Below are 12,477 nucleotides of genomic sequence, written 5' to 3'. Positions count from 1 at the left end.
AGAGGGGCGTTCCCGGATCAATAGGGAACGCCCCTCTCTTTGTCGATGACCGAGACATACGGATTGTCTCGGTAATAGAACCGCCACGGCAGGTCGGCGTATTCCGCCGCGTAGGCGATGTTGATGCGCGGCGCCGCGATGACCGCGGGCGGGGGCGCGGCCTCGCCGCCGGGCGCCGCCGCCGGGGCGCGCCCGGGACCGGGCCAGCCCGCCTCCAGGCGGAGAGGGCTGTCGCTGCGGTGCAGCAGCGCGCCGTTCAGCGACTTGTCGATCTCCAGGGCCCGGCACAGTTTGCCGGGACCCCCCGACAAGTCCACGGGCCGGCGCGCGCGGGAGCCGCGGCGGGCACGCATGAGCGCCTCGTCGCCCGGCGTGAGCGGCTCCACCGCCCGGATCAGGACGGCCTGCGGATCGTCCGGCGGGCCGGTGACCACGTTCAGGCAGTGGTACATGCCGTAGATCAGGTAGATGTAAGCGGCCCCGCCCTCGCCGAACATAATCTCGGTGCGGGCGGTCCGGCGGCCGCCGTAGGCGTGGCTGCCCTTGTCCTCGATGCCGCCGTAGCTCTCCGTCTCGACGATCCGGCAGCGGATCGTCCCCTCCGCGGTCTCCCGGACAAGGACTTGTCCGAGGAGCCGGGGCGCCGCTTCCAGGGCGGAGACGGCATAAAAAGATAGCGGGAGCAGCTCTCCCGACTGAAAACTTGCCGAATCGGACTTGCCGGGTTGGCCCGTCATAGCAGCATCCACTCCCATCGGGTCTGATAACAGGAATTCATGAGATTCATGAGCTCCATGAGTTCATGAGTTCATGAGTTACATGAGTCCATGTTACTCAATCCGCCTCTTTATGCGCAAGCATGTATGCTCCCCCTCACCGTTATACCATTAACGGGAAAAAGCGGAGCTAAATGCCGGGTCATTGTCCTAAACGGCTCAATTACCTGGAAAAACTCCCGCTAATTGCCCCCACATGGCGAAAATCTGCCGATCGGGTGCGATTTAGCGGGAGTTTTTCCATCTATTCATCAATCCGGTTCGACCTAGTTAAATTTAACGGGAGGAACTCCCGTTATTATCTACGCCGCCGGGCGACACCGGCCTTTGGCCGCCTTTTACGCTACTCCATCCACCAGCGCTTCAGGTCGCTCCACCAGGAGCGGCTTTCCTCCTTCTTCTGCACCGGAAGCGGCTTGGCGGGTTCCTCCCCGCCGCCGTGCTCGCTGCAGAATTCGGCGGGTTCCGTGCCCCGGACGAACACCTCGAGCTTTTTGGACGGGCAATCGGGGGTGGCCAGCTTGCCGGTGGCGGCATCGATATAGACGCTGACCACATCGTCCGGCATCGGAAAAATCTTCGGCGGCACCTTCTCCAGCGCTTTCTCCGTAAACTTGGCGAAGATGGGCGCCGCTTTGCGCGACTCGGCCGTGCCGAGCGTCTTGCCCTTGTCGTAGCCGACCCAGACGGCCGTCGACAGCTCCGGCGTGAAGCCGACCAGCCAGGCATCCGTGCTGGTCGTGCCGGTTTTCCCGGCGACCGGCCTTTTAATTTCGGCCGATACCCGGTTGCCGGTGCCTCCGGTCTCGAACACGCTCTCCATTAACCGGGTCAGCACATAGGCGGCCGCCGGCTCCACGATTTTTTCCGCTTTCGGGGCGGAAGCTTCATATAAGACATGCCCCTCGGAATCGGTAATTTTCTGCACGGCGAACGGCTTGACGCTGCGCCCCTGGTTGCTGATAACCGCAAAGGAGGTCGCCATCTCGAACGGACTGACCGGCGAGGTGCCGAGCGCCAGGGAGGGCACGGCTTGGAGCGGGCTCGTAATGCCCATTTTCCGCCCAAGTTCGATGACCTGCTCGGCCCCGATCGTCAGGATCGTGTTGACGGCGTAAATGTTGTCCGAGGCCGCGATCGCCTGGCGCATGTCGATGTCGCCCAGGTATTTGTCGCCGAAATTTCTCGGGCTGTAAGTTTTGCGGTTGTCATCGTAATGGAACAACGTTGGCTCGCTGCTGAACTTGCTCGCGCTAGTCAGCTTGCCGGAGGCCAGCGCCGATAAATACATGATCGGCTTGAAGCTCGAACCCGGCTGCCGGGTCGTGGCAAACGCGTGGTTATATTGGCTTTCCGTATAGTTACGGCCGCCTACGAGCGCCTTGATCTCCCCGGTCCGCGGGTCGATGGAGACAAGCGCCCCCTCGAGTTCCGGCGAGCCGGCGAGTTCGGAAGCGACCGCGGTTTCCGCCGCCTGCTGCGCGGTCATATCGAGGGTGGAGTAGATGCGCAGTCCGCCATGCTCCAGCAGGCTTTCGTCGATGCCGAGTTCGCCGACGACCACGCTCCGGACATAGTCCCGGAAATAGGGGGCTTGGCTCGTCATCGCCCGCTCCTCGCGCGTGCGGAAGGTCAGAAGCTCGGCATAGGCTTTGTCGGCTTCCCGCTGCGTAATGGCCCCCGTTTCAACCATGACGGAAAGAACGGTTTTCTGCCGGTCCTTTGCATTTTTCATATGATTAAAGGGCGAATAATAGGTCGGTCCTTTGGGAACTCCCGCCAGCAGGGCGCTCTCCGCCAGGGTGAGCTCTTTGGCGGGCTTGCCGAAATACAGCTGCGAAGCCGCCTCGATCCCGTAAGCTCCGTGCCCGTAGTAAATTTCGTTCAAATACATCCTTAATATATCGTCTTTGCTGTATTTCATCTCCAACTGCGTCGTATACATCGCTTCCCGCAATTTCCGGGACCAGGTTCGCTCGTGGGATAAATACAGATTCCGGGCAAGCTGCTGGGTCAAGGTGCTGGCCCCCTGCAGCTTGCCCATCCCTTTCAGGTTGACGAAGGCCGCACGAGCCATGCCCTTGAGGTCGAAGCCGAAATGGTCATAGAACTGCCTGTCCTCGGTCGCCAGCGTCGCTTGGACCAGCCAGGGGGAAATCTCCGACAGAGCGACGCTTTTCCGGTTTCGCTGCCCGTCCGAAAACACGGCGATTTCCTTGCCCTGCGCGTCCAGCAGTACGGAGTTTTTGTCCGAGTTCGCGAGGGGCAGATCCGCTTGGAACAAATAGAGGAGCAGGGCCCCGGCGGCGCAAAGGCCGATGAGACCGAGCGCTCCCAGCCACTTCAGCCACAGCCCCAGGCCGCGGCGTTTCGGTTTTTTTTTGCCGCCGCTTCGGATAAGTCTTTGCAAGGGCGGGCGCCTCCTTCCAAACTTCAGGTATACTTCCATCTCGATCTTTGTTCTTTTACGATCAGTATGGGAAAGTTTGGGGCGGCCCATTCATTTTAAAATGGTTGCATTTTCGGCCTGTTTTAATATAATACAATTTGTTTGGTACAATATAGGAAGTGGAAACTTTGCAAGAAGTGAAACTGGAACCCCGCATTCGGTCTGGGTTGATATGACGGCTAAACACTATTCTGGCGGAAAGAAGGGTTGTACGATGGAATTGTGGTTTACGGAGAAACAAACGCCCGTCTTTGGCATCACGGCAAAAATTCGGGAAACATTGGTAACGGAGAAGACGGATTTTCAGGACCTGGCGATGATTGATACCGAGGAGTTCGGGCGGATGCTCGTGCTGGACGGCATGGTCATGACGACCATCAAGGACGAGTTTGTTTATCATGAGATGGTGGCCCATCCGGCCCTGTTCACCCATCCGAATCCGAAGCATGTGCTCGTGGTCGGCGGCGGTGACGGCGGCGTGATCCGTGAGGTTATTAAGCATCCCGGCGTCGAAAAGGCGGTTCTGGTTGAAATCGACGGAAAAGTAATCGAATATTCGAAAAAATATTTGCCGGAAATCGCCGGCGAACTGGATAACCCCCGGGTTGAGGTTCAGGTGAACGACGGCTACATGCATATCATTGAAAGCAAAAACAAATACGACGTCATCATGGTGGACTCCACGGAGCCTGTAGGTCCGGCGGCCCCGCTCTTTGAACGCGGCTTCTATCAAGGCATCTACGAGGCGCTGAAGGAGGACGGCATTTTCGTGGCGCAAACGGACAACCCTTGGTTCAAGGCGGACTTGATCCAAAAGGTGAACAAAGACGTGAAGGAAATTTTCCCGATCGTTCGCGTTTACGGCGCTAACATTCCTACTTACCCAAGCGGTCTGTGGACCTTCACGATGGGCAGCAAAACCTATGATCCGCTCGAAGTCGACGAGACGAAAATTCCGGAGCTGGATACGAAATACTACTCGCCACGCCTGCATAAAGCGGCCTTTGTGCTGCCGAAGTTCGTGGAAGATCTCGTAAAGTAGGGGGCGAACGATAGGATGAAACTGGATCAAGCCTATTCCGGCAACGTATTTATTTGCAGTTCGGAGGACTATGCGTCCTCCAAGGCGGTCATTTATGGGATGCCCATGGACTTTACGGTCAGCTTCCGCCCCGGCTCCCGTTTCGGTCCCGCCCGAATCCGCCAGGCTTCGGTCGGGCTGGAAGAGTACAGCCCTTACCTGGACAAAAGTATCCTGGACGCGAAGTATTTCGACGCCGGGGACCTGCTGCTGCCTTTCGGCAATGCGGGCCGCAGCCTGGACGTGATCGGCGAATATATCCGCGGTTTGCTCGCGGACGATAAGTTCCCGATCGGTCTCGGCGGGGAGCATCTGGTGTCCTGGCCGGTCATTCAGGCGATGTACGAGAAATATCCCGACCTGGCCCTGATTCATATCGATGCTCACGCCGATTTGCGCGAACAGTACGAAGGCGAGCCGTTGTCCCACTCGACACCGGTCCGTAAAGCCGCCGAGCTTATGGGCGGGAAGAACATTTATCAATTCGGCATCCGCTCCGGGTCCAAAGAGGAGTTCCTGTACGGACGCGAAAATATTAATTTCTATCCGTTCGAGGTCGCTGCTCCGTTGAAGAGCGCGCTGCCCAAGATGGGACAACGACCGGTTTACGTGACGATCGATATCGACGTGCTCGATCCGTCCTGCGCTCCGGGAACCGGTACGGCCGAAGCCGGCGGCATCACCTCCAAGGAGCTGCTGGAAGCCGTTCATCTGATTGCCGGGTCCGACGTAAACGTCGTCGGCTGCGATCTGGTCGAAGTGGCCCCGATCTATGACCCGACGGAGCAGACGCAAATCGTCGCGGCGAAGCTGATTCGCGAGATGCTGCTGGGCTTTGTGAAATAATTTGACAATAACCATATATGAAACTGAAGCACCCCTTCCGAATGATTCGGAGGGGGTGCTTTTTATGCTTTTTACGCTCCGCTCCCGGATCTTAGCTGCTCCTCGTCTAGCGATGGGGGGACATCACCTTAACGATTCAGTTACATTAGGGTCAAAATCAGCCACAATCAACATATCCATGTGTCTGGCGTTTCGGAGAAGATATTGCACAAAACTTTCTTTAAACCAAGTTTGCCATAAAGGTTTCCTGGACTGGCCAATGATAAGCTGAGTCGTCTTCACGCCGTTCATTCTATCCAACAAGTGGCGATGAATGTTAGTGTTTCGGGTCTTTTCGGCCACCTCCATGACTCCGCCGAGCCGTTCGGTTAAATGACGAAGGGCTTCCAGCCGCTTCTTCTCTTCCGGTGTCAGCGCAGATCCGCAATGCACGTAATGAACGAACCATTCCGCCTTTAGACGGTACGCGATCCGGAAGCCGCGGCGAATCAAACGTTCGGCTCTTGGTTCCAGATCAACGCAGACGAAAATAACTTCACGCCGGCTCCACGGTCCGCGCAAGGCGACGTCCCGATCCCAGGCTTCCAGCCGCTCGTCCACGTCATCGGCGATTTCACGAAGGGCCAGCTCGCGAAGTGCGATCAAATTGCCGATCTTAAAAAAGGATTCCAGCGCCTGGTTAACCTTTTCAGCGGCATATATTTTTCCTGCGCGCATTCGCTCCTGCAGCATTTGCGGTGTAACATCGATAAGCTCGACTTCATCCGCCATCTTTAAGATTGCGTCCGGTACCGTCTCCCGAACCCGAACCCCGGTTAATTGGGCGACCGCATCATTCAAACTTTCGAGATGCTGCACATTTACGGTTGTGATTACGGAGATGCCGTTTTCCAGCAAGGTGATGACATCTTCGTACCGTTTGCGGTTTTTGCTGCCGGGGATATTGGTGTGCGCAAGCTCGTCAACCAGCACCACTTCCGGATGACGGGCAAGAATGGCATCCGTATCCATTTCCTCTAAAGTCGTCGACTGGTATTGAATTTTAGCACGCGGGATCATTGATAATCTGCCGATTTGTTCCCTGGTTTCCTCCCGCCCATGGGTTTCCAAGAGACCGATAACGACATCGATCCTTCGGCTTAATAGCAGATTTCCCTCCTGCAACATTTTGTAGGTCTTGCCAACGCCAGGTGCCGCACCGATATAGACTTTGAAGGAGCCCCTGCGCATGGTCTGAATTTTCTTCTCCATCTCATTGGTGGTCAACCGGTGGAATGGTTCCTCCGTTCCTTTCGCATTGGGCTTGATGGGCAAAATCCGTTCTCCTTCCTGTTCGGCGCGATCGGCCATCAGAAAAACGTCGATGTTTCTCGCTTTTCTAAGAACGCGGTTTGCGATGGAGCCTTGCCATTTTTCCTGCCAACGGCTTTTTTTGGAATGCCCCATGACGATCCGGGTTACGTTATTCCGGGTGGCATAGTTCACTAATTCGAAAGGAAGCTGTCGCAAGGTAACCAGACTCAGTTCTTCAAATTTGGCATTCACGCGTTCAACCAATTTAACAATGGAGCGTTTAAAGGTTAGCTGTTCCTTTGACATGGACTTGCCGCGCACGGTGAAAGTTACTACCATCAGGTCACCGTTCAACCGCTTGGCGATTTGTTGTCCTCTTCTTACATATAGCGAACCGTTCCAGTGATATTGGGCGGAAACGAGGATTCGTTCCGTGGCGCCGGAAGGCCCGATCAGCCCATGTTCTTCCCGATGTTTCTCCAGAGAGTCATTGACTCCCTCCGCCACGAGTCGTAAGGAGATCTCACGCAGCACGCCCAGATTTCCGCGGGTAGACATCGCCGGGTGTGCCACGTCGCCGAGCACTCCTTCCTCGATTCGCTTTAGAATGGTTTCCGGCGATACATCTATCAGGCGTACTTCATCCGCAAGTTCCAGAGTGTTCATGGGCACCGTATCATCCGCTCGGATCCCCGTCATTTGGAAAATAAGCTCACCGGCTCCGGCCAGCTCATAAACGTTGATCGTCGTAATTATGCTGATCCCGTGGTCCATCAAATATCGGATATCTTCCAGACGCGTGGAAAAAAGCGCACCATTGCGGTTACGATGGGCCAATCCGTCAACCAGCAGCACCTCGGGATTTCGTTTCAACAAATCTTCCAGAGGGAGGTCCTTCTGCTCCTTGCCGTCTCTCCACCAATGGATGCTTGGGACGCGCTCTAATTCCTCGAGCTGCTGGACGGTCTCTTCCCGCTGCATAGTCGATACGGCGCTGCATACCACATCGATGCCCTGCTTTTTCAATAGGCGGCCTTCTTGCAGCATGTGGTAGGTTTTACCCGATCCGCTGACGGAGCCGATGATAATCTTCAATCGGCCTCGACGTAATTGGTAGATGGAATATAAAATTTCTTCAGGCGTTTTTCGCTTGTACGGTGTCATGGCCAACTCCTTATTCCCCCTCTGGTCCATTCCGCTATTTCGACGACCGCTCCATTAAAGCCATATTCAGCTTCAGAATGTTGACACGCTTTTCGCCAAACAATCCGAGGTCGCGTCCTTCGGTGTGTTCTTTGACGAGCTCTTTCAGAGTCTCGGACGGAACACCGGTCAAGCCGCTTATTCTCGGGATCTGTACCAGGGCTGCCGCCGGCGAAATATGCGGGTCCAGGCCGGACCCCGAGTTGGTAACGAGGTCGATCGGCAGTTCATGGATGGGCACCTCGGGATTATCGATCTTCCACTGCGCGATAAAGTCGCTTGTCCGCTTCAGCATATCAGGATTGGAAGGGCCATAGTTATTTGAACCGGAAGCCTCGGCTTTGTATTCAATACTGGATACGCGGCCATGGAACAACGCCGGATTACTGAAATTTTGTCCGATCAGTTCCGAACCGATCACCTTACCTTCCTTGTTCTTAAGCAAACTTCCATTCGCTTGGGAAGGCATTAGCACCTGGGCCAGGGCCGTGGAGGCCAGCGGGTATATGATTCCGCACAGGATGATGAGGACAGCGCTGAGTCTGACCACACTTAATAAGTAGCTTCCTTTGGATACTGGCTTCTGTTCCATGATTTCTTCATGTATATTTTTCAATGGGATCATCCTTTCCGCTTCTGAAGTGTATCTGTCTTTCTTAAATCCATAGGCTGACAATCAGATCAATGACTTTAATGCCAAGGAAAGGGACAAGAATGCCACCAAAGCCATAGACAAATATGTTCCGCCGCAACAGTTTTACCGAACTCATCGGTTTATACGACACCCCTTTCATCGCCAGCGGAATTAAAAGCGGGATAATAATGGCATTAAAGATCAGCGCCGATATAATCGCGGAGCTTGGCGAACCGAGCCCCATCACATTCAGGAGATTCATTTCCGGGATAGCCAAGGTGAACATAGCGGGAATAATGGCAAAATATTTTGCAATGTCATTGGCGATGCTGAAGGTCGTCAATGCGCCGCGCGTCATCAAGAGCTGCTTGCCGATCGCTACGACTTCAATGATCTTGGACGGATCGGAATCCAGGTCGACCATGTTGGCCGCTTCCTTGGCGGCGGAGGTGCCGCTGTTCATGGCTAGACCCACGTCAGCCTGTGCCAAGGCGGGAGCATCATTCGTACCGTCGCCTGTCATGGCAACCATCTTGCCTTCCCTTTGTTCGCGGCGAATGACTTCGATTTTATTCTCCGGCGTGCTTTCGGCAATAAAACTATCCACACCGGCCTCTGCCGCAATGGTTGCCGCCGTCAAAGGGTTATCCCCCGTGCACATAATGGTTTTGATGCCCATCTTGCGCAATTCGTCAAAACGGTCCTTCATCCCGGGTTTTACCGTATCTTTCAAATAGATCAGCCCGTAAATCCGGTTATCTACAGCCACCGCAAGCGGAGTTCCGCCTTTGCCTGCAATTTCGTTCGAGCTCTTGTCCAGGTCGCCCGGAATCTGTCCTCCCTGCAGCTGTACCCAACGTTTAACGGAATCCACAGCCCCCTTGCGAACCTTCCGGCCGTCTTTCAAATCCAGTCCGCTCATCCGTGTTTCGGCCCGAAACTCGATAAATTCTCCGTCCACTTCCCATCCGGTTTCATAGTCGTATCCGAGTTTCTTGACCAGTTCAATCACGGAACGCCCTTCCGGCGTCTCATCCTTTAGCGAGCTGATCGCCGCCCATGCGGCCAATTCCTTTTCGCTCTCCTTGACCACGGGTACGAATTCGCTGGCCATCCGATTCCCGAACGTGATGGTGCCGGTTTTGTCGAGAATCATCGTGTTAATGTCTCCTGCCGCTTCTACCGCCTTACCGGACATTGCCAGAACGTTGAACCGGGTGACCCGATCCATGCCCGCAATTCCGATGGCGGACAACAGCCCGCCAATGGTCGTCGGAATCAAGCACACCAACAGCGCAATCAGAACCGGAATTTCCAGGTTCACTCCAAGGTAAGAGGCAATCGGACGCAGCGTAACGACCACAATCAGAAAGATGATCGTTAAGCTGATTAACAGCGTGTTGAGGGCGATCTCGTTAGGTGTTTTCTGCCGCTTGGCGCCTTCAACCAAAGAAATCATCCGATCCAGGAAGGATTCGCCGGGATCGCTCGTAATCTGAACCTTGATTTCATCACTAACGACTCTCGTACCCCCGGTGACCGAATTGAAGTCACCGCCGGCCTCTTTAATAACGGGTGCCGATTCCCCCGTAATCGCCGACTCGTCTACCGAAGCCAGCCCTTCAATGACTTCCCCGTCGCCGGGAATCCATTCTCCTTGAGCGACAAGCACGATATCGCCTTTGCGCAATTCCGAGGAGGCGACCGTCTTGATCGCATCGCCTACCAGTTTGTTTGCGGTAATATCTTGCTTCGTTCTCTTTAGCGTATCCGCTTGCGCTTTACCTCGCCCTTCCGCGAGGGCTTCCGCAAAGTTAGCGAACAATACCGTCACCAGCAGGATGATAAACACCGCGATATTGAATCCTACCGATTCTTCCGCATCGAAATAACCCGGGGCCAGAACCATCAGCAGGACCAGAATCGTCCCCATTTCGACTACGAACATAACCGGATTCTTGATTAAAGAGATCGGATTCAGTTTTAGAAAACTGTCTTTGATTGCACTTCGTATGATCGGGCCGCTCAACAGCCGCTTTTTTTGTACCGTATTCATCTCTGTTCTCCCTCTCTCTACCGTAGTGTCAAATGTTCCGCTATCGGCCCTAGCACGATGACCGGCAAGAACGTTAAAGCGCCAATGATCAGTACCGTGCCGATCAAGATTCCGGTAAAGAGGCCGTTATCCGTACGGAAGGTGCCGGCCGTTTCCGGTACGGGCTGTTTGCGGAGCAGGGAACCGGCAACGGCCAGCATGGCAATCATGGAAATGTAGCGCCCCAGCAGCATGACAAGTCCGGTCGTCATATTCCAGAACGTGTTGTTGTCGGCCAGTCCTTCAAATCCCGAGCCATTGTTGGCGGCGGATGAGGCGTATTCGTACAAGACCTGCGTCAATCCGTGATAGCCGGGATTGCTGATCGAGCCTTGCCCGAGGTCCGTCAGGAAGGACGCGGCCGTCGGTGCCAGAATAATCAGAGGATGAATCAGAATCGCGATCGCGATCAGCTTCATTTCCCGGGCTTCGATTTTGCGGCCAAGGAACTCCGGTGTCCGGCCTACCATCAGTCCGCATAAAAAGACCGCGAGAATGGCGTACATCAGCATATTAATCAGCCCCACGCCCTTGCCCCCGAAGACGTTGTTCAGCATCATCAGAGCCAGCGGAGTAATTTGTCCGAGCGGTGTTTGGGTGTCGTGCATATTGTTGACGCTGCCGGTAGTCGCCGCGGTAGTCACGGCAGTAAACAAGGAAGATTGCGCAATGCCGAAGCGAACCTCTTTCCCCTCCATACTGCCTTGAGACGCATCGATTCCCATGGCATGGATCGCCGGGTTTCCTTTGCTTTCCGCATAGAAGTTCAAGGACAGCAGCAGGACGAACAGGATCATCATGGCGCTGAATATGCCCCAACCTTGCCGTTTGTTCTTGGCAAACAAACCATACATGTATGGAAGAGATGCAGGCAGCATCCACATCGACAGTATTTCAATCACGTTGGTCAGCGGTGACGGATTTTCAAACGGATGTGACGAATTGGCTCCAGTAAATCCGCCGCCGTTCGTTCCGAGATGCTTAATGGATTCCAGGGAAGCGACCGGCCCAACCGCGATCTGCTGACTCTGTCCTTCAAGCGTCGATACTTCCAGCGTAGGCTGCAGCGTTTGCGGGACTTTCAGCGCTACAAGAGTCAGTGCAACGAGTAAAGCCAGCGGAAGGAATATCCGTGTATGGGACTTAACGAAGTCCTGGAAAAAGTTGCCCAGGGTCTTTTTGCCCGTAACGCCTCTTACAAAAGCGACTGCCACGGATAATCCGCTCGCCGCGGAAGTGAACATCAACATGGTGATGACGGCCATCTGCGAGAAATAGGAGAGTCCCGTTTCTCCGCTATAATGCTGCAAATTGGTATTGGTGATAAAGCTGATCACCGTATTGAACGAAAGGCTCTGATCCATTCCGCCCATGCTGTTCGGATTCAGCGGAAGTCCGCCCTGCAGGCGGAGAATTAAATATCCAAACGCTACAAGCACGATATTGGTCGATAAAAAACTGATCGTATACTTCTTCCAGGACATGCCTTCCAGTTTTTTTAAGCCGCCTAATTTATATATTCCTCGCTCGATCCCCCCAAAGATCCGGTCACTCCGGTTCGGCTCATTGGAAAATGTATAATACAAATAAGTGCCGAGCGGTTTAACAAGCAGCAGCAGTATAGCGATAACTGCGATGATTTGCACAATACCCACGAATGGCTCCTCCTTGATTTAGGCAAGCTGTCGCCTAATGGTTTCTTTTTGGAAATATTCTTTGTGATGCTTAGAATTTCTCCGGATGGATCAAGGCGTAGACCAGATAGAGAAACAAAAACAAGGTTACTGCAATAACCACGATCATTGTTTATTCCCCCCTTTATCGTCAACAACACGTTCGCACCAACCCGCAAACGCATAGAACAGACCGAAAATCGCGGCCAATGCCGTAACCATGTACAAATCCATCATTTTCTTCATCTCTCCTCCCATCGAAATCGGTGCTGGTTTAACCCTCTGTCCATAACCTATCTCCCTCACCGGCGTATATTTTCTCTTTCCGACATTCAGCGTATCACTCCCGCCATTAGTTTAGGATTAGGGTTTGCGGCAAAGGATTAAGATCATCTAAAGATTTCCGCTAACACAAAAAAACCATGCT

9 protein-coding genes are annotated in these 12,477 nt (G+C 54.3%); 2 read left to right on the top strand and 7 right to left on the bottom strand.

The features are described 5' to 3' along the window. Positions 1-17: 17 nt before the first annotated feature. Together LBW89_RS24225 and LBW89_RS24220 are read right to left on the bottom strand one after the other, a co-directional pair. The gene (locus LBW89_RS24225; protein WP_148454379.1) at positions 18-737 is read right to left on the bottom strand and encodes a DNA-3-methyladenine glycosylase; all 720 of its coding nucleotides are present in this window, start codon (positions 735-737) and stop codon (positions 18-20) included. Positions 738-1,119: 382 nt separating this feature from the next. Continuing rightward, on the bottom strand, positions 1,120-3,225 hold the full coding sequence (locus LBW89_RS24220; protein ID WP_148454381.1) for a transglycosylase domain-containing protein: 2,106 nt from the start codon (positions 3,223-3,225) through the stop codon (positions 1,120-1,122). A gap of 214 nt (positions 3,226-3,439) precedes the next feature. Here LBW89_RS24220 and speE point away from each other — a divergent pair, with 214 nt between their 5' ends. After that, on the top strand, positions 3,440-4,267 hold the full coding sequence (speE, locus tag LBW89_RS24215; protein ID WP_148454383.1) for a polyamine aminopropyltransferase: 828 nt from the start codon (positions 3,440-3,442) through the stop codon (positions 4,265-4,267). A 15-nt stretch (positions 4,268-4,282) separates the two neighbouring features. Continuing rightward, complete coding sequence (gene speB, locus LBW89_RS24210) at positions 4,283-5,152, top strand: agmatinase (protein ID WP_148454385.1); 870 nt, start codon at positions 4,283-4,285, stop codon at positions 5,150-5,152. 123 nt (positions 5,153-5,275) lie between these two features. Here the strand turns inward: speB and LBW89_RS24205 are convergent, their stop codons facing one another. The 5 genes from LBW89_RS24205 to kdpF all read right to left on the bottom strand — a co-directional run bounded on the left by LBW89_RS24205 (position 5,276) and on the right by kdpF (position 12,180). Then, on the bottom strand, positions 5,276-7,609 hold the full coding sequence (locus LBW89_RS24205) for a histidine kinase (protein WP_148454591.1): 2,334 nt from the start codon (positions 7,607-7,609) through the stop codon (positions 5,276-5,278). A gap of 34 nt (positions 7,610-7,643) precedes the next feature. Further along, entirely contained in the window at positions 7,644-8,240 is a 597-nt protein-coding gene (gene kdpC / locus LBW89_RS24200) for a potassium-transporting ATPase subunit KdpC (RefSeq protein WP_148454593.1), read from the bottom strand. A 64-nt stretch (positions 8,241-8,304) separates the two neighbouring features. Further along, complete coding sequence (kdpB, locus tag LBW89_RS24195) at positions 8,305-10,338, bottom strand: potassium-transporting ATPase subunit KdpB (protein ID WP_148454387.1); 2,034 nt, start codon at positions 10,336-10,338, stop codon at positions 8,305-8,307. A 17-nt stretch (positions 10,339-10,355) separates the two neighbouring features. Continuing rightward, on the bottom strand, positions 10,356-12,032 hold the full coding sequence (gene kdpA, locus LBW89_RS24190) for a potassium-transporting ATPase subunit KdpA (protein ID WP_148454389.1): 1,677 nt from the start codon (positions 12,030-12,032) through the stop codon (positions 10,356-10,358). 70 nt (positions 12,033-12,102) lie between these two features. Further along, entirely contained in the window at positions 12,103-12,180 is a 78-nt protein-coding gene (kdpF, locus tag LBW89_RS27975; protein ID WP_148454595.1) for a K(+)-transporting ATPase subunit F, read from the bottom strand. Between the last annotated feature and the right edge of the window lie 297 nt (positions 12,181-12,477).

The sequence above is a fragment of the Paenibacillus sp. alder61 genome, assembly GCF_020179875.1.
Classification (GTDB): Bacteria; Bacillota; Bacilli; order Paenibacillales; family Paenibacillaceae; genus Fontibacillus; species Fontibacillus faecis.
Note: the sequence above shows the minus strand (reverse complement) of the source record. Positions and strands in the feature narration are given on the sequence as shown.

What these genes read in the sequence shown, in the direction of transcription:
- LBW89_RS24225 (WP_148454379.1), bottom strand. Translation starts at nt 737, where the DNA reads ATGACGGGCCAACCCGGCAAGTCCGATTCGGCAAGTTTTCAGTCGGGA.
- LBW89_RS24220 (WP_148454381.1), bottom strand. Translation starts at nt 3,225, where the DNA reads ATGGAAGTATACCTGAAGTTTGGAAGGAGGCGCCCGCCCTTGCAAAGA.
- speE (WP_148454383.1), top strand. Translation starts at nt 3,440, where the DNA reads ATGGAATTGTGGTTTACGGAGAAACAAACGCCCGTCTTTGGCATCACG.
- speB (WP_148454385.1), top strand. Translation starts at nt 4,283, where the DNA reads ATGAAACTGGATCAAGCCTATTCCGGCAACGTATTTATTTGCAGTTCG.
- LBW89_RS24205 (WP_148454591.1), bottom strand. Translation starts at nt 7,609, where the DNA reads ATGACACCGTACAAGCGAAAAACGCCTGAAGAAATTTTATATTCCATC.
- kdpC (WP_148454593.1), bottom strand. Translation starts at nt 8,240, where the DNA reads ATGGAACAGAAGCCAGTATCCAAAGGAAGCTACTTATTAAGTGTGGTC.
- kdpB (WP_148454387.1), bottom strand. Translation starts at nt 10,338, where the DNA reads ATGAATACGGTACAAAAAAAGCGGCTGTTGAGCGGCCCGATCATACGA.
- kdpF (WP_148454595.1), bottom strand. Translation starts at nt 12,180, where the DNA reads ATGATCGTGGTTATTGCAGTAACCTTGTTTTTGTTTCTCTATCTGGTC.